The following is a 19,735-nucleotide window of genomic DNA, read 5'->3' as shown; positions in this document are numbered from 1 at the left end:
GAGATTCGAGAAGTATTGCGTAAGGGTTGGCTTAAGGGTCAACCCTTTTCTAATTTGAGCGCCGACAAATAATAGATTCCCGATTACGCTCCTTCGTCGCTATCGGGAATGACGGGTATCAAGCAAGTCTTATCCCGCAAAAGTTAGAGGTCAGTACGTCGAAAGTTACAAACACACCGTCATCCTCAAGAACGAGGGCGAATGAGTTGGGGATCTCTTACAAATGTAGAACCCCAGCTTAAAAGCGCTTTTAGAAAATAGAACGACCAATTCGCTCAGAAAGCAGCTCTAGCGCCTTAGTGCCCGCTAACGAGTTGCCCGAAGGATCCAGCTCTGGAGACCACACTGCAATCGTCATTTCGCCAGGAACGATGGCAATAATACCGCCACCGACACCCGATTTGCCCGGCATACCAACGCGGTAAGCAAACTCACCTGCCCCATCGTACAAACCACATGTTGCAAGCAAAGCATTCAACTGCTTGGTTTGCACAGGTGTGATGATCTCTTTCTTGGTCTGAACCGACACACCTTTGTTCGCCAAATAGCTAAAGGTTTTCGCCAAGTCCACACATGTCATTTTAAGTGCACAAGCATGAAAGTAATTGTTGAGTACGGGGATAACATCGTTCTCAAAATTACCAAATGAACGCATCAAGTACGCGATAGCCGCATTACGATCGCTGTGCATCATCTCAGAAGCCGCTACTATCTTGTCATACACAATATGAGTGTCACCCGATAACTGGCGCACAAACTCTAATAAGCGATGTCTCGGTGCTGACAGGCGGCTTTGTAATAGATCCGCTACGACAATAGCACCTGCATTGATAAACGGGTTACGAGGAATACCATGCTCCATTTCAAGCTGAATCATCGAGTTAAAAGCTTGACCTGAAGGTTCCTTGCCTACGCGCTGCCAAATTTCGTCTGGCTTATAAAGCACCATAGCTAAGGTCAAACTCAGTGCTTTCGATATTGATTGCACGGAGAAAGCTTCGTTGGCATCACCCGCTTGAATGACTTCACCTTCATTAGTGTATACCGCAATCGCCAGTTTCTGGTTCGATACGCGAGCCAATGCAGGAATATAGTCAGCGACCTTTCCCTGACCAATTAAGGGACGAACTTCGTCTAAAATCTCGGCTAAAATAGCTTGAGTTGGTTTCATGTGAGCTTACTTCTTATTGTTATTTTTGTAGGGGTATAACATTCAATTTTGTCCTTAAACTTCTAATTTGATAAAAGCCTAAGGACAAAAAAGCCAACACTACAATAATGTTGGCTTTTATCAATCCCACAAAATGTAAGGTTAAGATCTTAATCCGATCTCACCTTCATTTTTTGTTCAGAATTACTTGGTACGCTTGTACTTGATATCCCAAACACCATGACCTAAACGGTGGCCCCGAGCTTCAAATTTCGTTAGCGGGCGCTCATCCGGACGGGGGATGTAATCACCATCTTCAGCAATATTCTCGAATCCTGGAGCTACGTTCATCACTTCAATCATATGTTCTGCGTAGTTTTCCCAGTCTGTTGCCATGTGGAAAATACCGGTATCAAGTTGCAGCTTACCGCGAACCATCTCTGCAAACTCTGCCTTAACGATACGACGTTTATGGTGACGAGCTTTGTGCCATGGGTCAGGGAAGAACAGTTGCAGCGTATGCAGGCTGCTATCTGGAATCATGTGCTCAAATACTTCGACTGCATCGTGACACATTACGCGTAGATTCGTCACACCCGCATCGCGAGCTGTACCCAAACATGCACCAACACCTGGGCTATGAACTTCAATACCTAAGAAGTTTTTCTCAGGCGCATTCTTTGCCATTTCAACCAGTGATGCACCCATACCGAAGCCAATTTCTAGTACAACAGGGTTATCGTTGCCAAATACTTCTTTCCAGTTAAGAAGCTCTGGGTTGTAGTCGATACCCATTGTTGGCCAACATTCGTTCATCGCGTTCTCTTGGCCTTTTGTTAAGCGGCCTTCACGGCGAACAAAACTACGGATCTTACGAACCAGTTTGCCGTCTTCAGTATATTCGTTAGTGGTCACTTCACTCATTGATTTTTGCCTGCACATTGATTAATCAAAGCGGGGATTATCCAAAGAATTGCCTCCGGTGCAAGTCTTTCCGTGGATAAATTCCCACACAATTTGTCTGTTTTACATCCAACCGTAAGTGTGGTGCAATTTCACTCCTAATAATAGCAAAGCATAGAGCATGTCGTGACTCCTTTCGCAACCGCCATATTAAAGTGGTATGACGCCTACGGGCGTAAAGAATTACCTTGGCAACAAAACAAAACCGCCTACACCGTTTGGCTATCTGAAATTATGCTTCAACAGACTCAGGTTGCTACGGTCATCCCATACTACCAGCGCTTCTTAGAACGTTTTCCAACGGTGATTGACCTAGCGAATGCCGAACAAGATGAAGTACTCCACTTATGGACGGGGCTTGGTTATTACGCACGAGCTCGCAACCTTCACAAAGCAGCCAAGATCGTTGCTGAGCAGTATGGTGGAGAGTTTCCGCTATCGATTGAAGAGATGAACGCGCTACCAGGTATTGGGCGCTCTACGGCAGCAGCAGTACTGTCATCCGTTCACAAGCTTCCTCATGCGATTCTTGATGGTAACGTTAAGCGTACACTGGCGAGAAGCTTTGCCGTTGAAGGTTGGCCTGGGCAAAAGAAAGTTGAAAACCAGCTTTGGGAACACGCTGAGGCAAACACGCCCAACCAAGATGTCGATAAATACAATCAAGCAATGATGGACATGGGGGCAATGGTTTGTACTCGTAGCAAGCCAAAATGTACCTTATGCCCGATTGAAAGCATGTGTGAAGCTAAGAAGCTCGATAGACAGCTCGAATTCCCGGGCAAAAAGCCTAAGAAAGAAAAGCCAGTAAAAGAAACATGGTTTGTGATTCTGTATCACGACAACCAAGTGTGGCTCGAACAGCGCCCTCAATCTGGTATCTGGGGAGGACTATTCTGTTTCCCTCAAAATGAAAATGCAGAGGTCGAACACCAACTAGATCTTCGTTCGATCAAAGACAATGAAACCGATTCAATCAAGACAATGAAACCGATTCAATCAAGACAATGATCGCGTTTAGGCACACTTTCAGCCACTACCACTTAGATATCACGCCAGTATTAGTAAAATTAGATAAACAACCAGATTTGATAATGGAAGGGACTAAAGGTCTCTGGTATAACTTATCAAAACCGGAAGAAATTGGCCTAGCCGCTCCTGTAAAGCAGCTTATTGAGAGCCTACCCTTTGAACTAAACGACGACGTTTGAATAAGCGAACGCGATAAGAGGAACCACTATGAGCCGCACTGTATTTTGTGCTCGCCTTCAAAAAGATGCTGAAGGCCTAGATTTTCAACTTTACCCAGGTGACTTAGGTAAGCGTATCTTTGACAACGTCTCTAAAGAAGCTTGGGGACAATGGCAGAGCAAGCAAACTATGCTCATCAATGAAAAGAAGCTAAACATGATGGACCCAGAACACCGTAAACTTCTTGAAACTGAGATGGTTAACTTCCTTTTCGAAGGTAAAGATGTCGTTATTGATGGCTATACTCCACCAAGCGAATAAGACATTTATTTAAGCAATTTTTAATGACATCATAGTTCACGCTACGGTGTCATTTTTGTTTGAGGAACTATGAAAAAGCTAAGTTACTTCCTAATAACCTTGTTATTAACAGGGTGCAGTCGTGAATTTGTCGAAAGCATTTATGATGTTAATTATGAACCGACCAACCGATTCGTAAGTAATTTGGCGGAGCTACCCGGTCAATTTGAAAAAGATACGGGCGCATTAGACTCTTTAATCAATAGCTTTTCAGGCAATATCCAAAAGCGCTGGGGAAGCAGTGAAGTAAAAATAGCGGGTAAGAGTAACTATGTGAAATACATAGATAATTACTTGAGTCGTTCAGAGGTGAATTTTAGCGAAGGCCTCATAACGGTAGAAACTGTTTCCTCCACAGATCCTAAAAAACACCTAAAAAACGCAATAATGACAACGCTTTTAACGCCAGATGATCCAGCGCATGTCGACCTGTTTTCTTCCAAAAGCATCAAGTTAGAAGGTCAACCTTTTCTCTACAATCAAGTTGTAGACCAAGAAAAAAAACCAATCCAATGGACATGGCGCGCGAATAAGTTTGCCGATTATCTGATCGCTAATAACCTAAAAACCAAAGAAATCGACTTTAAAAAAGCTTACTACGTTGAAATTCCTATGGTGGCCGACCACGCCAGTAAACGTAGTTATAAGTATGCTGATATAGTGCAACGAGCATCTCAGCGTTATGACATTCCTGAAGACTTGATTTACGCGATCATCAAAACAGAAAGCAGTTTTAACCCATACGCTGTGAGCTGGGCTAATGCCTATGGACTTATGCAGGTTGTCCCAAAAACCGCAGGTCGAGATGTCTTTAAGCTTGTCAAAAAGAAACCTGGAGAACCAAGTCCTGAGTATTTATTCAATCCAGAAAACAACATAGATGCTGGCACTGCGTACTTTTACATCCTTAAAAATCGTTATTTGAAGGACGTGCAACACCCGACAACTCTCGAATACAGCATGATCTCAGCATACAACGGTGGTACTGGTGGCGTACTCAATACCTTCAGTAAGGACAGAAAGCGGGCAATGCGTGACTTAAACTCATTGCAACCTAGTCAAGCTTACTGGGCACTTACAAAGAAACACCCAAACAAAGAGTCGCGTCGATACTTAGAAAAAGTAACAAAATTCAAGAAAGATTTTAACCAAGGTAAAACGTAAGCCTCACTTTTGAATAAAAAAACAACTAACGAACGTTTTTTTTGATTATTTTCAAAAAAGGTGTTGACGGTTATGCAGAAAATCCGTTTAATAGCGCTCCGTTGCCCGGATAGCTCAGTCGGTAGAGCAGAGGATTGAAAATCCTCGTGTCGGTGGTTCGATTCCGCCTCCGGGCACCACAATTTGATTTGTTGGTGTCATTACTCTTTAACAGGGAGTAGCAACACGAACAAAAGCATAAAGAATTTAGTGTGCCGACTTAGCTCAGTAGGTAGAGCAACTGACTTGTAATCAGTAGGTCACCAGTTCGACTCCGGTAGTCGGCACCATTCTTTTGCCTCGATAGCTCAGTCGGTAGAGCAGCGGATTGAAAATCCGCGTGTCGGTGGTTCGATTCCGCCTCGAGGCACCATTATTTGGTACTTAACAAATAATGGTCTTTATAGACCTGATGTTGAGACAAGTAATTCCCCTTTAGTTCAGTTGGTAGAACGGCGGACTGTTAATCCGTATGTCGCAAGTTCAAGTCTTGCAAGGGGAGCCATTTTAAAGAACTTCATTTTATATGAGGTTTTAATTAGAGAGTTTACTCTCTAAAGCAAAGAATTTAGTGTGCCGACTTAGCTCAGTAGGTAGAGCAACTGACTTGTAATCAGTAGGTCACCAGTTCGACTCCGGTAGTCGGCACCATTCTTTTGCCTCGATAGCTCAGTCGGTAGAGCAGCGGATTGAAAATCCGCGTGTCGGTGGTTCGATTCCGCCTCGAGGCACCATTATTTGGTACTTAACAAATAGTGGTCTTTAATAGACCAGATGTTGAGACAAGTAATTCCCCTTTAGTTCAGTTGGTAGAACGGCGGACTGTTAATCCGTATGTCGCAAGTTCAAGTCTTGCAAGGGGAGCCACATCCGAGAAAGCCAAGTCGAAAGACTTGGCTTTTTTTTCGTTTGAACAAAGGTTAACTAGACCCAGTCTTCGTATTCGATCAACACGAAATATTGATGAACCAATCAAGAGAGCCACTTTCCTTCTACTTTAAGTACAACATTTATTTCATTTCTAACGAAGTCTTCCCTACCCAAACTAAGTCGAGTGGTTTGATATTATACATTCTGCAACACGCCCATAATCACACTCGAGTAAACAATACATAGATCTGTTACTTTTTTTTCTTCGAAAATTTAATGTTCATCATGTTTGATACCTTTCTAATATCAGACCTACACCGCTTAGATTAAGATTCGATACGTTATACCTAATCTTATTATTACATCGCTGCGCGGGGAAATATGAAACTTAAAACGCAAGCTTACTTATTATCGGGCATAATATTGATTGCACTGCTAGCCCTGACTGCTACTGGTTTATGGACATTGAGAGTCGCTAGCAACATGGACAACAAAGCTCGCGTGACAGAGCTATTTAAGAGTGCATATAGCATTCTTACTGAAGTCGAGAAAATGGCGATTGATGGCACACTAGAAGAAAAGCAAGCTAAGCAACTTGCCACTCGTCTATTACGAAACAACATTTATAAAGACAACGAATATGTCTACGTTGCTGATGAAAACATGACGTTTGTCGCGACACCACTAGATCCTCAACTACACGGAACCAGCTTTAATGACTTTAAAGATGGCGACGGCAATAGTGTTGGCCAACTCATTCAACGAGTACTTGGCAATCGTACTGGCCAGATCATTGAGTACACCTGGACACAAAAGCTTCCAGACGGAACGATTGAAGACAAACGGTCTATTGCAGAGAAGACTCCGCATTGGGGTTGGGTTGTCGGTACAGGTACCGGCTTCAATGAAGTCAATGCACGTTTCTGGTCAACGGCTCAATGGCAATTGTTTCTATGTGTCGTGATTGCTGGCCTTATTTTATCAAGCCTAATCGTATCTATTAAGCGAATGCTATCGCTTCTTGGCGGCGAGCCTAAAGATGTAAGAGAAGCGGTACAAGCCGTCGCAGAAGGCCGCATTCAAACCTCTTTTGAAACTCAGGCAATAAACGGCAGTATTTATCACGCCGTACAACAAATGAGTAAGTCGTTAGCCGAGCTAGTCTCAAACCTTGATGCTTCAATGCTGGCACTGAGAGCCGAATTGCAACGCGTAGAAGACCGTGCAGGGTCAATTGCTCAACTAACAGAGACCCAGCAGCAATCAACAGAGATGATCGCAACAGCAATGACCGAGATGGCTTCTTCAGCAAACAACGTTGCTGATTCAGCTAGCGATACCGCGCGCAACACCGATGAGGCCGATAAACAGAGCCAACATACCCAACAACTCATTCACAACACTGTAGACAACATTCAAGGCCTGGCAGGGCAACTAAACACAGCAAGCGAAGCTGTCGCTAACCTAGATAGCGATGTAAACAACATTGTGAAAGTATTGGATGTGATTGGTGATATAGCGGAGCAAACTAACCTGTTGGCACTGAACGCAGCCATTGAAGCAGCTAGAGCTGGCGAACAAGGTCGTGGATTTGCAGTTGTGGCAGATGAAGTTCGTAACCTTGCAGGCCGAACGCAATCAAGCACTAAAGAAATCCAGTTAATGATCAATAACCTTCAAGAAGGCTCTCGTAATGCGATTCAAACGATGGAAGTATGTGCGACTACCAGTGAGAGTACAGTCACAGAGTCTCAGAGTGCCTCTGAAGCACTACAACAGATTGTTATTGCTCTAGAGTCCATCTCATCAATGAGTCATCAAATCGCGACAGCAGCGGCTGAGCAGACTCAAGTGAGCGATGATATCTCAAAGCGTATCAACATGATCGAAGAGAGCGGCAACCAACTAAGTAATGTAGTAACTGAAAGTCATAATAGCACCCAAACACTCGCTTCCCTTTCTAACGAATTAGAAGCTTGGATTAATAGGTTTGAAGTAAAACACTAAACTCACAGGAAAATCTCCAACCATAGAAGCACGTTTTCACACGTGCTTTTTTTATTTCGGCACCCATTCAGTGTAGTTAAAAGAAGTTTTACGATCTTTTAGAGCATGCTAGACCTGGGTTTTTTGAACCAAATGAACAAAAACAACCCACTAAGTATAGAAAAACATCAAACGATACTTTTTTTGCAATTTAATGTTGACCCAGAACGCGAAAACACGTTTAATACACCTCGTCGCCCGGATAGCTCAGTCGGTAGAGCAGAGGATTGAAAATCCTCGTGTCGGTGGTTCGATTCCGCCTCCGGGCACCACAATTTATTTGTTGGTGTCCTAGACAACAACAGTAAAGCACAAAGAAATATTTATGTGCCGACTTAGCTCAGTAGGTAGAGCAACTGACTTGTAATCAGTAGGTCACCAGTTCGACTCCGGTAGTCGGCACCATTTCTTTAAAGCTTTAAGAATAATTCCCCTTTAGTTCAGTTGGTAGAACGGCGGACTGTTAATCCGTATGTCGCAAGTTCAAGTCTTGCAAGGGGAGCCAAGTTAATCATCAAGCATAAGCTTTTTGATTCATGATGCCGACTTAGCTCAGTAGGTAGAGCAACTGACTTGTAATCAGTAGGTCACCAGTTCGATTCCGGTAGTCGGCACCATTCTCTTGATTAGAGACTAAACAATCAATTCCCCTTTAGTTCAGTTGGTAGAACGGCGGACTGTTAATCCGTATGTCGCAAGTTCAAGTCTTGCAAGGGGAGCCAATTAGAAAAGGCCGCATCATTGATGCGGCCTTTTTGCATTTATAGATCCTAACTTATCAATACAACTACCCTCACCTTTCAAATACCATATTCAATTCAGAAACCAACCGTTTTCATATCCTTTCAAAGCTACAAATCTTCGCTACTTAACTCTCTTCAATATTTCCCAACAACAAACGACACATTCACGTAAGAGTTATTCAGAGTAACGTTACTAATCATTTTATTAATGAGGAGAACCGCTGGACAAATCAATACTAAGCCTGGAAATGAGAAAGCTAAGTAACGAATCAAATAAGCGCTAGAAAAGCTCTGAAAAGCGCTTCAATCCAAATGATACACAAGTCACTCTTTATCAAAACTATCCACTACAATAGCGCCCATAGAGGCTGGCATTGAAATAACAATAACTCTTTTGAACGATACAACTGGATCACTCAATAGAGGTAATTTGTCCAGGCAAGTCAGTACCAAAGCAACGACCAATGCCGTCATAACATAAGCAATCACTATTCTGAAAATAAACACTGGCAACCGAGCAACAACGTCTTTTTGAAAGACACTCTCATACGTATAGAAGCCCAGGAACACCGCAGACAGCAAAAACAACAGCAATAGATTTGCGGTAGGTAAGGTCTCCCCTAACTTCCAGGCCTCTTCAGAAAAAGAAATCGGCACGGCCAAAGCAAAAGATCCCACAAAGATCTGGCTCGCATCTTCAAAGTTAAAGCTCAATTTCATAGTTCTACCCATTAGGTTTATTTAAGGCTTTATCTATTTATTAAAATAATAACAAACTATCCGCGATGATTTGGGGAATTTTCTATTCTTACCAAGCAATAAGCCATAACACTTCTTAGTTTTATATTAGTCGAAATATAACCAAAACATAGCTTGAACTAACCAGCAAGAAATTAATATGTTGAGAGCAAAGTGGTCAAAACGACTAATTCATATCGAGTCAACAAACACCTCAGAATAGAAGAGATACTGGTCACCCTAAAATACCAATGCCTAGAACCAGAGAATATAGCAATCAGCTGGGTGATAAACAGCACTACATGTATAGACACGGGTGTGAAGGATGCTCTATTTCTTAGCTTATCATCCCTCCGACATTACTTTAGTAGGCCCGCAATCTAGCGACTTTCACCTTCAAAGTGAATCTAGTCCATTTTCACCCTTTGAAATACGTCGAAAAAGGCACTCAATACCATCGAGAAAGGTTTAAGCATAGAGCATTAAGTCGACTCATTTAGGGCTATAGCGTTCTTAGCAGAACTATCCTATAGATTCACAGGTAGGGTAGAAGCAAGGTTTCATAGAGGAAAAGCTGTAAACCGAGTACCTGAAAGGACACTTGCTAAATAAAGAAGCGACATACAAGTACAGAGCAGAAAGATGGGTTGTAGGGCTTATATAGCTTCAGGTTTTGAGAAGATAATATGTTGAGTCAGTTCAATCTCATAAAGCTAACTTACAACGTCATATGGCTCGAGGTATTTGATCACTCAGCTTAAAGCTATAATGTTTAAAGTCGTGCTCGTGTCAACTCACACCGGAATCAGAAATGATGTCACTCTAATCGTAAAGTTGGGATTTCTGATAAGCGATGGAATAATAGGAACACGTTGCTAGGAGTTATGAGCTACGAGAAAACGGGTGGGGAAGCCATTCGATAGAAGGGCGGAATAGATGCAAAAAAGCCCCGCTATTTCTAGCGAGGCTTATTATAAGTGGCGGAGTGGACGGGACTCGAACCCGCGACCCCCGGCGTGACAGGCCGGTATTCTAACCAACTGAACTACCACTCCGCAGTGTCTATTCAGCATAAAGCAATATGAGCCTGACGATGTCCTACTCTCACATGGGGAAGCCCCACACTACCATCGGCGCTATTGTGTTTCACTTCTGAGTTCGGCATGGAATCAGGTGGGTCCACAATGCTATGGTCGTCAAACAAATTCTGTTGTTAACTTGATAAATCAAATCAACTAAATAGTGGTGCTGATACCCAGACTCGAACTGGGGACCTCACCCTTACCAAGGGTGCGCTCTACCGGGCTGAGCTATATCAGCGATTTAAGAACCGTTAAAAAACGACTCTAAAAATTTAAAGCCTGGCGATGTCCTACTCTCACATGGGGAAGCCCCACACTACCATCGGCGCTATTGTGTTTCACTTCTGAGTTCGGCATGGAATCAGGTGGGTCCACAATGCTATGGTCGCCAAGCAAATTTTAAAATTCGGAAAGCTGCTTCTCTATTTAATAGAGCTATAAAAGTATCTCTTCAAACGCATTCAAGGTCTGTCTTTCTTTGAGTCCACAAAACCCCTTGGGTGTTGTATGGTTAAGCCTCACGGGCAATTAGTACAGGTTAGCTCAATGCCTCGCAGCACTTACACACCCTGCCTATCAACGTCGTAGTCTACGACAACCCTTTAGGACACTTATAGTGCCAGGGAAAACTCATCTCAAGGCTCGCTTCCCGCTTAGATGCTTTCAGCGGTTATCGATTCCGAACTTAGCTACCGGGCAATGCCATTGGCATGACAACCCGAACACCAGAGGTTCGTCCACTCCGGTCCTCTCGTACTAGGAGCAGCCCCTTTCAATTTTCCAACGCCCACGGCAGATAGGGACCGAACTGTCTCACGACGTTCTAAACCCAGCTCGCGTACCACTTTAAATGGCGAACAGCCATACCCTTGGGACCGACTTCAGCCCCAGGATGTGATGAGCCGACATCGAGGTGCCAAACACCGCCGTCGATATGAACTCTTGGGCGGTATCAGCCTGTTATCCCCGGAGTACCTTTTATCCGTTGAGCGATGGCCCTTCCATTCAGAACCACCGGATCACTATGACCTGCTTTCGCACCTGCTCGAATTGTCATTCTCGCAGTCAAGCGGGCTTATGCCATTGCACTAACCACACGATGTCCAACCGTGTTTAGCCCACCTTCGTGCTCCTCCGTTACTCTTTGGGAGGAGACCGCCCCAGTCAAACTACCCACCAGGCACTGTCCGTAACCCCGATTCAGGGGCCAACGTTAGAACATCAAAACTACAAGGGTGGTATTTCAAGGACGACTCCATCACATCTAGCGACGCAATTTCATAGTCTCCCACCTATCCTACACATGTAGGTTCAATGTTCAGTGCCAAGCTGTAGTAAAGGTTCACGGGGTCTTTCCGTCTAGCCGCGGGTACACTGCATCTTCACAGCGATTTCAATTTCACTGAGTCTCGGGTGGAGACAGCGTGGCCATCATTACGCCATTCGTGCAGGTCGGAACTTACCCGACAAGGAATTTCGCTACCTTAGGACCGTTATAGTTACGGCCGCCGTTTACCGGGGCTTCGATCAAGAGCTTCGACCGAAGTCTAACCCCATCAATTAACCTTCCGGCACCGGGCAGGCGTCACACCGTATACGTCATCTTACGATTTTGCACAGTGCTGTGTTTTTAATAAACAGTTGCAGCCACCTGGTATCTGCGACTCTCGTCTGCTCCATCCGCAAGGGACTTCACTGATAAGAGCGTACCTTCTCCCGAAGTTACGGTACCATTTTGCCTAGTTCCTTCACCCGAGTTCTCTCAAGCGCCTTGGTATTCTCTACCCGACCACCTGTGTCGGTTTGGGGTACGATTCCTTACAATCTGAAGCTTAGAGGCTTTTCCTGGAAGCATGGCATCAATGACTTCACTACCGTAGTAGCTCGACATCGTATCTCAGCGTTAGTAGCGGTCCGGATTTACCTAAACCACCCGCCTACATACTTGAACCTGGACAACCGTCGCCAGGCCCACCTAGCCTTCTCCGTCCCCCCATCGCAATTGTAAGAAGTACGGGAATATTAACCCGTTTCCCATCGACTACGCCTTTCGGCCTCGCCTTAGGAGTCGACTTACCCTGCCCCGATTAACGTTGGACAGGAACCCTTGGTCTTCCGGCGAGGGAGTTTTTCACTCCCTTTATCGTTACTCATGTCAGCATTCGCACTTCTGATACCTCCAGCAGCCCTTACAGACCACCTTCAACGGCTTACAGAACGCTCCCCTACCCCACATACCCTAAGGTACGTAGCCGCAGCTTCGGTGTATAGCTTAGCCCCGTTACATCTTCCGCGCAGGCCGACTCGACCAGTGAGCTATTACGCTTTCTTTAAATGATGGCTGCTTCTAAGCCAACATCCTGGCTGTCTGAGCCTTCCCACATCGTTTCCCACTTAGCTATACTTTGGGACCTTAGCTGGCGGTCTGGGTTGTTTCCCTCTCCACGACGGACGTTAGCACCCGCCGTGTGTCTCCCGGATAGTACTTACTGGTATTCGGAGTTTGCAAAGGGTTGGTAAGTCGGGATGACCCCCTAGCCTTAACAGTGCTCTACCCCCAGTAGTATTCGTCCGAGGCGCTACCTAAATAGCTTTCGGGGAGAACCAGCTATCTCCAGGTTTGATTGGCCTTTCACCCCTAGCCACAAGTCATCCGCTAATTTTTCAACATTAGTCGGTTCGGTCCTCCAGTTGATGTTACTCAACCTTCAACCTGCCCATGGCTAGATCACCTGGTTTCGGGTCTAATCCTAGCAACTGTACGCCCAGTTAAGACTCGGTTTCCCTACGGCTCCCCTAAACGGTTAACCTTGCTACTAAAATTAAGTCGCTGACCCATTATACAAAAGGTACGCAGTCACACCACGAAGGTGCTCCTACTGCTTGTACGTACACGGTTTCAGGTTCTATTTCACTCCCCTCACAGGGGTTCTTTTCGCCTTTCCCTCACGGTACTGGTTCACTATCGGTCAGTCAGTAGTATTTAGCCTTGGAGGATGGTCCCCCCATATTCAGACAGGATATCACGTGTCCCGCCCTACTCGTTTTCACTGATTATGAGATGTCGACTACGGGGCTATCACCCTTTACTGCGGCACTTTCCAGAGCCTTCGTCTGTCTCATTAAAAGCTTAAGGGCTAATCCAATTTCGCTCGCCGCTACTTTCGGAATCTCGGTTGATTTCTCTTCCTCGGGGTACTTAGATGTTTCAGTTCCCCCGGTTTGCCTCCTGTTGCTATGTATTCACAACAGGATACTTACTTATGTAAGTGGGTTTCCCCATTCAGGAATCCCAGACTCAAAGGTTATTACTACCTAATCTGGGCTTATCGCAAGTTATTACGCCTTTCATCGCCTCTGACTGCCAAGGCATCCACCGTGTACGCTTAGTCACTTAACCATACAACCCGAAAGGGTTTCTATTTGCTTTCACTTTAAAAAGTGAAGACAAATAAGCGTATGGCAACTAACCAAGGTTTTTGGTTGTCATCAAGAAGGGTTAATTCTTGATAACTGTTTGCCGGACTCAATTGTGAATCAATGTAAACATTGATTCGAATACAAGACACTTGAATGTGTTTGTTGTGTTTATCTAATGAAAGATAAACATTGAGAACTTTTAAATTTGATTGAATTACTCGTAAGTAATCAATCAGTCAGCTTTCCAAATTGTTAAAGAGCTTGATTCAATAAAATGAACCATTTTTAAAGACTCTCTTAAGAGAATACTTAAAGATGGTGGAGCTATGCGGGATCGAACCGCAGACCTCCTGCGTGCAAGGCAGGCGCTCTCCCAGCTGAGCTATAGCCCCATCTAGGTCGATATTGGTGGGTCTGAGTGGACTTGAACCACCGACCTCCCGCTTATCAGGCGAGCGCTCTAACCAGCTGAGCTACAGACCCAATATCGTCTCTTAACTTTTTTAAACCTAATCAATCTGTGTGGACACTCATCGTAAGTATCTTCGTATAAGGAGGTGATCCAGCCCCAGGTTCCCCTAGGGCTACCTTGTTACGACTTCACCCCAGTCATGAACCACAAAGTGGTGAGCGTCCTCCCCGAAAGGTTAAACTACCCACTTCTTTTGCAGCCCACTCCCATGGTGTGACGGGCGGTGTGTACAAGGCCCGGGAACGTATTCACCGTGACATTCTGATTCACGATTACTAGCGATTCCGACTTCATGGAGTCGAGTTGCAGACTCCAATCCGGACTACGACGCACTTTTTGGGATTCGCTCACTATCGCTAGCTTGCTGCCCTCTGTATGCGCCATTGTAGCACGTGTGTAGCCCTACTCGTAAGGGCCATGATGACTTGACGTCGTCCCCACCTTCCTCCGGTTTATCACCGGCAGTCTCCCTGGAGTTCCCGACATGACTCGCTGGCAAACAAGGATAAGGGTTGCGCTCGTTGCGGGACTTAACCCAACATTTCACAACACGAGCTGACGACAGCCATGCAGCACCTGTCTCAGAGCTCCCGAAGGCACACCTGCGTCTCCGCTGGCTTCTCTGGATGTCAAGAGTAGGTAAGGTTCTTCGCGTTGCATCGAATTAAACCACATGCTCCACCGCTTGTGCGGGCCCCCGTCAATTCATTTGAGTTTTAATCTTGCGACCGTACTCCCCAGGCGGTCTACTTAACGCGTTAGCTCCGAAAGCCACGGCTCAAGGCCACAACCTCCAAGTAGACATCGTTTACGGCGTGGACTACCAGGGTATCTAATCCTGTTTGCTCCCCACGCTTTCGCATCTGAGTGTCAGTGTCTGTCCAGGGGGCCGCCTTCGCCACTGGTATTCCTTCAGATCTCTACGCATTTCACCGCTACACCTGAAATTCTACCCCCCTCTACAGCACTCTAGTTCACCAGTTTCAAATGCAGTTCCGAGGTTGAGCCCCGGGCTTTCACATCTGACTTAATGAACCACCTGCATGCGCTTTACGCCCAGTAATTCCGATTAACGCTCGCACCCTCCGTATTACCGCGGCTGCTGGCACGGAGTTAGCCGGTGCTTCTTCTGTTGCTAACGTCAAGATGCGCAGCTATTAACTACACACCCTTCCTCACAACTGAAAGTACTTTACAACCCGAAGGCCTTCTTCATACACGCGGCATGGCTGCATCAGGCTTTCGCCCATTGTGCAATATTCCCCACTGCTGCCTCCCGTAGGAGTCTGGACCGTGTCTCAGTTCCAGTGTGGCTGATCATCCTCTCAGACCAGCTAGGGATCGTCGCCTTGGTGAGCCATTACCTCACCAACTAGCTAATCCCACCTAGGCATATCTTGACGCGAGAGGCCCGAAGGTCCCCCTCTTTGGCCCGTAGGCATCATGCGGTATTAGCCATCGTTTCCAATGGTTATCCCCCACATCAAGGCAATTTCCTAGGCATTACTCACCCGTCCGCCGCTCGACGCCCATTAACGCACCCGAAGGATTGTTAGTGTCGTTTCCGCTCGACTTGCATGTGTTAGGCCTGCCGCCAGCGTTCAATCTGAGCCATGATCAAACTCTTCAATTTAAGATTTTGTGACTCAACGAATACTGACTTCAAAACTAATATTCATTCGCTCTTTCGAAAAAGATTGATGAACATGTAATTCTAAAGCTATTACCATTCCAACAGAATGGTAATGAATTGACTGTGCCGAATAACTACAAGTAGTTAAACGTATTGGTCACTCAGTTCATTGAAATCAATTTTGATTCCGAAGAATCTGTTTTATCTAACGATAAAACGTTTTGATATTCATCAACGAGTGCCCACACAGATTGATAGGTTTAAATTGTTAAAGAGCTTGTTCTCTAAAAAGAGAACGCTTTCAGTGCCTTAGCACTTAAGCAGGACGCGTATAATACGCTTTCCACTTTGAAAGTCAACATAAAATACTAAGAAAACTTAGAACTCTATGGTGACTTGTCTATTAAATAGACAAAGTCGAAATTAAAGCCTGGCGATGTCCTACTCTCACATGGGGAAGCCCCACACTACCATCGGCGCTATTGTGTTTCACTTCTGAGTTCGGCATGGAATCAGGTGGGTCCACAATGCTATGGTCGCCAAGCAAATTTTAAAATTCGGAAAACTGTATTTAAAAGTTATGTCTCTTCAAACGCATTCAAGGTCTGTCTTTCTATTGAGTCCACAAAACCCCTTGGGTGTTGTATGGTTAAGCCTCACGGGCAATTAGTACAGGTTAGCTCAATGCCTCGCAGCACTTACACACCCTGCCTATCAACGTCGTAGTCTACGACAACCCTTTAGGACACTTATAGTGCCAGGGAAAACTCATCTCAAGGCTCGCTTCCCGCTTAGATGCTTTCAGCGGTTATCGATTCCGAACTTAGCTACCGGGCAATGCCATTGGCATGACAACCCGAACACCAGAGGTTCGTCCACTCCGGTCCTCTCGTACTAGGAGCAGCCCCTTTCAATTTTCCAACGCCCACGGCAGATAGGGACCGAACTGTCTCACGACGTTCTAAACCCAGCTCGCGTACCACTTTAAATGGCGAACAGCCATACCCTTGGGACCGACTTCAGCCCCAGGATGTGATGAGCCGACATCGAGGTGCCAAACACCGCCGTCGATATGAACTCTTGGGCGGTATCAGCCTGTTATCCCCGGAGTACCTTTTATCCGTTGAGCGATGGCCCTTCCATTCAGAACCACCGGATCACTATGACCTGCTTTCGCACCTGCTCGAATTGTCATTCTCGCAGTCAAGCGGGCTTATGCCATTGCACTAACCACACGATGTCCAACCGTGTTTAGCCCACCTTCGTGCTCCTCCGTTACTCTTTGGGAGGAGACCGCCCCAGTCAAACTACCCACCAGGCACTGTCCGTAATCCCGATTCAGGGACCAACGTTAGAACATCAAAACTACAAGGGTGGTATTTCAAGGACGACTCCATCACATCTAGCGACGCAATTTCATAGTCTCCCACCTATCCTACACATGTAGGTTCAATGTTCAGTGCCAAGCTGTAGTAAAGGTTCACGGGGTCTTTCCGTCTAGCCGCGGGTACACTGCATCTTCACAGCGATTTCAATTTCACTGAGTCTCGGGTGGAGACAGCGTGGCCATCATTACGCCATTCGTGCAGGTCGGAACTTACCCGACAAGGAATTTCGCTACCTTAGGACCGTTATAGTTACGGCCGCCGTTTACCGGGGCTTCGATCAAGAGCTTCGACCGAAGTCTAACCCCATCAATTAACCTTCCGGCACCGGGCAGGCGTCACACCGTATACGTCATCTTACGATTTTGCACAGTGCTGTGTTTTTAATAAACAGTTGCAGCCACCTGGTATCTGCGACTCTCGTCTGCTCCATCCGCAAGGGACTTCACTGATAAGAGCGTACCTTCTCCCGAAGTTACGGTACCATTTTGCCTAGTTCCTTCACCCGAGTTCTCTCAAGCGCCTTGGTATTCTCTACCCGACCACCTGTGTCGGTTTGGGGTACGATTCCTTACAATCTGAAGCTTAGAGGCTTTTCCTGGAAGCATGGCATCAATGACTTCACTACCGTAGTAGCTCGACATCGTATCTCAGCGTTAGTAGCGGTCCGGATTTACCTAAACCACCCGCCTACATACTTGAACCTGGACAACCGTCGCCAGGCCCACCTAGCCTTCTCCGTCCCCCCATCGCAATTGTAAGAAGTACGGGAATATTAACCCGTTTCCCATCGACTACGCCTTTCGGCCTCGCCTTAGGAGTCGACTTACCCTGCCCCGATTAACGTTGGACAGGAACCCTTGGTCTTCCGGCGAGGGAGTTTTTCACTCCCTTTATCGTTACTCATGTCAGCATTCGCACTTCTGATACCTCCAGCAGCCCTTACAGACCACCTTCAACGGCTTACAGAACGCTCCCCTACCCCACATACCCTAAGGTACGTAGCCGCAGCTTCGGTGTATAGCTTAGCCCCGTTACATCTTCCGCGCAGGCCGACTCGACCAGTGAGCTATTACGCTTTCTTTAAATGATGGCTGCTTCTAAGCCAACATCCTGGCTGTCTGAGCCTTCCCACATCGTTTCCCACTTAGCTATACTTTGGGACCTTAGCTGGCGGTCTGGGTTGTTTCCCTCTCCACGACGGACGTTAGCACCCGCCGTGTGTCTCCCGGATAGTACTTACTGGTATTCGGAGTTTGCAAAGGGTTGGTAAGTCGGGATGACCCCCTAGCCTTAACAGTGCTCTACCCCCAGTAGTATTCGTCCGAGGCGCTACCTAAATAGCTTTCGGGGAGAACCAGCTATCTCCAGGTTTGATTGGCCTTTCACCCCTAGCCACAAGTCATCCGCTAATTTTTCAACATTAGTCGGTTCGGTCCTCCAGTTGATGTTACTCAACCTTCAACCTGCCCATGGCTAGATCACCTGGTTTCGGGTCTAATCCTAGCAACTGTACGCCCAGTTAAGACTCGGTTTCCCTACGGCTCCCCTAAACGGTTAACCTTGCTACTAAAATTAAGTCGCTGACCCATTATACAAAAGGTACGCAGTCACACCACGAAGGTGCTTCTACTGCTTGTACGTACACGGTTTCAGGTTCTATTTCACTCCCCTCACAGGGGTTCTTTTCGCCTTTCCCTCACGGTACTGGTTCACTATCGGTCAGTCAGTAGTATTTAGCCTTGGAGGATGGTCCCCCCATATTCAGACAGGATATCACGTGTCCCGCCCTACTCGTTTTCACTGATTATAAGATGTCGACTACGGGGCTATCACCCTTTACTGCGGCACTTTCCAGAGCCTTCGTCTGTCTCATTAAAAGCTTAAGGGCTAATCCAATTTCGCTCGCCGCTACTTTCGGAATCTCGGTTGATTTCTCTTCCTCGGGGTACTTAGATGTTTCAGTTCCCCCGGTTTGCCTCCTGTTGCTATGTATTCACAACAGGATACGTGCTTATGCACGTGGGTTTCCCCATTCAGGAATCCCAGACTCAAAAGGTTATTACTACCTAATCTGGGCTTATCGCAAGTTATTACGCCTTTCATCGCCTCTGACTGCCAAGGCATCCACCGTGTACGCTTAGTCACTTAACCATACAACCCGAAAGGGTTTCTATTTGCTTTCACTTTAAAAAGTGAAGACAAATAAGCGTATGGCAACTAACCAAGGTTTTTGGTTGTCATCAAGAAGGGTTAATTCTCAATGACTGTTTGCCGGACTCAATTTACTTTTTGTTTCCACTTTTTAATAAAAAGTAGAATCAAAAAATGAACAATCATTTCTGATCATTCGAATACAAGACACTTGAATGTGTTTGTTGTGTTTATACTGTTCTTAATAAATAAGAGCAGATAAACATTGAGAACTTTTAAATTTGATTGAATTACTCGTAAGTAAATCAATCAGTCAGCTTTCCAA

At 45.8% G+C, this 19,735-nt stretch carries 6 protein-coding genes, 16 tRNA genes, 6 rRNA genes and 1 pseudogene; 16 read left to right on the top strand and 13 right to left on the bottom strand.

Annotated elements, in window-relative coordinates:
* Positions 1 to 250 precede the first annotated feature (250 nt).
* A complete protein-coding gene (gene glsB / locus SJY39_RS03685; protein WP_010435642.1) occupies positions 251 to 1,171 on the bottom strand; it encodes a glutaminase B in 921 nt (306 codons plus the stop codon).
* A 183-nt stretch (positions 1,172 to 1,354) separates the two neighbouring features.
* Positions 1,355 to 2,074 carry a tRNA (guanosine(46)-N7)-methyltransferase TrmB gene (trmB, locus tag SJY39_RS03680; protein ID WP_010435641.1) on the bottom strand — a complete coding sequence of 240 codons (720 nt, stop codon included), beginning with the start codon at positions 2,072 to 2,074 and terminating at the stop codon, positions 1,355 to 1,357.
* Between the two features lie 165 nt (positions 2,075 to 2,239).
* On the opposite strand from trmB, the pseudogene mutY reads away from it, so the two are divergent.
* The 16 genes and pseudogenes from mutY (at position 2,240) to SJY39_RS03600 (ending at position 8,505) form a co-directional block, all read left to right on the top strand.
* A pseudogene (mutY, locus tag SJY39_RS03675) lies at positions 2,240 to 3,324 on the top strand (A/G-specific adenine glycosylase).
* 28 nt (positions 3,325 to 3,352) lie between these two features.
* Positions 3,353 to 3,625, top strand: coding sequence for an oxidative damage protection protein (locus tag SJY39_RS03670; protein ID WP_010435637.1), 273 nt, complete (start codon positions 3,353 to 3,355; stop codon positions 3,623 to 3,625).
* Between the two features lie 69 nt (positions 3,626 to 3,694).
* Complete coding sequence (gene mltC / locus SJY39_RS03665) at positions 3,695 to 4,828, top strand: membrane-bound lytic murein transglycosylase MltC (RefSeq protein ID WP_010435635.1); 1,134 nt, start codon at positions 3,695 to 3,697, stop codon at positions 4,826 to 4,828.
* A 103-nt stretch (positions 4,829 to 4,931) separates the two neighbouring features.
* A tRNA-Phe gene (locus SJY39_RS03660) sits at positions 4,932 to 5,007 on the top strand.
* A gap of 74 nt (positions 5,008 to 5,081) precedes the next feature.
* Positions 5,082 to 5,157 (top strand) — tRNA-Thr (locus tag SJY39_RS03655).
* Between the two features lie 7 nt (positions 5,158 to 5,164).
* Positions 5,165 to 5,240 (top strand) — tRNA-Phe (locus SJY39_RS03650).
* A 56-nt stretch (positions 5,241 to 5,296) separates the two neighbouring features.
* Positions 5,297 to 5,372, top strand: a tRNA-Asn gene (locus SJY39_RS03645).
* Between the two features lie 70 nt (positions 5,373 to 5,442).
* Positions 5,443 to 5,518: transfer RNA gene (locus tag SJY39_RS03640), tRNA-Thr, on the top strand.
* A 7-nt stretch (positions 5,519 to 5,525) separates the two neighbouring features.
* A tRNA-Phe gene (locus SJY39_RS03635) sits at positions 5,526 to 5,601 on the top strand.
* 57 nt (positions 5,602 to 5,658) lie between these two features.
* Positions 5,659 to 5,734 (top strand) — tRNA-Asn (locus tag SJY39_RS03630).
* A 384-nt stretch (positions 5,735 to 6,118) separates the two neighbouring features.
* Complete coding sequence (locus tag SJY39_RS03625) at positions 6,119 to 7,744, top strand: methyl-accepting chemotaxis protein (protein ID WP_372275363.1); 1,626 nt, start codon at positions 6,119 to 6,121, stop codon at positions 7,742 to 7,744.
* A gap of 235 nt (positions 7,745 to 7,979) precedes the next feature.
* Positions 7,980 to 8,055, top strand: a tRNA-Phe gene (locus SJY39_RS03620).
* A 57-nt stretch (positions 8,056 to 8,112) separates the two neighbouring features.
* Positions 8,113 to 8,188 (top strand) — tRNA-Thr (locus SJY39_RS03615).
* A gap of 24 nt (positions 8,189 to 8,212) precedes the next feature.
* Positions 8,213 to 8,288 (top strand) — tRNA-Asn (locus tag SJY39_RS03610).
* A gap of 36 nt (positions 8,289 to 8,324) precedes the next feature.
* A tRNA-Thr gene (locus SJY39_RS03605) sits at positions 8,325 to 8,400 on the top strand.
* Positions 8,401 to 8,429: 29 nt separating this feature from the next.
* Positions 8,430 to 8,505 (top strand) — tRNA-Asn (locus SJY39_RS03600).
* Positions 8,506 to 8,850: 345 nt separating this feature from the next.
* Here SJY39_RS03600 and SJY39_RS03595 read toward each other — a convergent pair.
* From SJY39_RS03595 to SJY39_RS03545, 11 genes are all read right to left on the bottom strand, one after another.
* Entirely contained in the window at positions 8,851 to 9,246 is a 396-nt protein-coding gene (locus SJY39_RS03595) for a DUF2391 family protein (protein WP_016767963.1), read from the bottom strand.
* A gap of 996 nt (positions 9,247 to 10,242) precedes the next feature.
* A tRNA-Asp gene (locus SJY39_RS03590) sits at positions 10,243 to 10,319 on the bottom strand.
* A 30-nt stretch (positions 10,320 to 10,349) separates the two neighbouring features.
* Positions 10,350 to 10,465, bottom strand: a 5S ribosomal RNA gene (gene rrf, locus SJY39_RS03585).
* A gap of 42 nt (positions 10,466 to 10,507) precedes the next feature.
* Positions 10,508 to 10,584, bottom strand: a tRNA-Thr gene (locus SJY39_RS03580).
* 39 nt (positions 10,585 to 10,623) lie between these two features.
* Positions 10,624 to 10,739 (bottom strand): 5S ribosomal RNA (gene rrf, locus SJY39_RS03575).
* Between the two features lie 114 nt (positions 10,740 to 10,853).
* A 23S ribosomal RNA gene (locus SJY39_RS03570) occupies positions 10,854 to 13,746 on the bottom strand.
* A gap of 336 nt (positions 13,747 to 14,082) precedes the next feature.
* Positions 14,083 to 14,158 (bottom strand) — tRNA-Ala (locus tag SJY39_RS03565).
* Positions 14,159 to 14,172: 14 nt separating this feature from the next.
* Positions 14,173 to 14,249, bottom strand: a tRNA-Ile gene (locus SJY39_RS03560).
* A gap of 67 nt (positions 14,250 to 14,316) precedes the next feature.
* A 16S ribosomal RNA gene (locus tag SJY39_RS03555) occupies positions 14,317 to 15,871 on the bottom strand.
* A 428-nt stretch (positions 15,872 to 16,299) separates the two neighbouring features.
* Positions 16,300 to 16,415: ribosomal RNA gene (gene rrf / locus SJY39_RS03550) — 5S ribosomal RNA — on the bottom strand.
* Positions 16,416 to 16,516: 101 nt separating this feature from the next.
* A 23S ribosomal RNA gene (locus SJY39_RS03545) occupies positions 16,517 to 19,410 on the bottom strand.
* The 16S, 23S and 5S rRNA genes sit together here with 4 tRNA genes alongside, the layout of an rRNA operon.
* Positions 19,411 to 19,735: the final 325 nt, after the last annotated feature.

This window comes from Vibrio sp. R78045 (assembly GCF_042466085.1).
Lineage (GTDB): Bacteria > Pseudomonadota > Gammaproteobacteria > Enterobacterales > Vibrionaceae > Vibrio > Vibrio cyclitrophicus.
The sequence above is the reverse complement of the archived record's forward strand: the minus strand, read 5'-3'. Positions and strand labels throughout refer to the sequence as shown.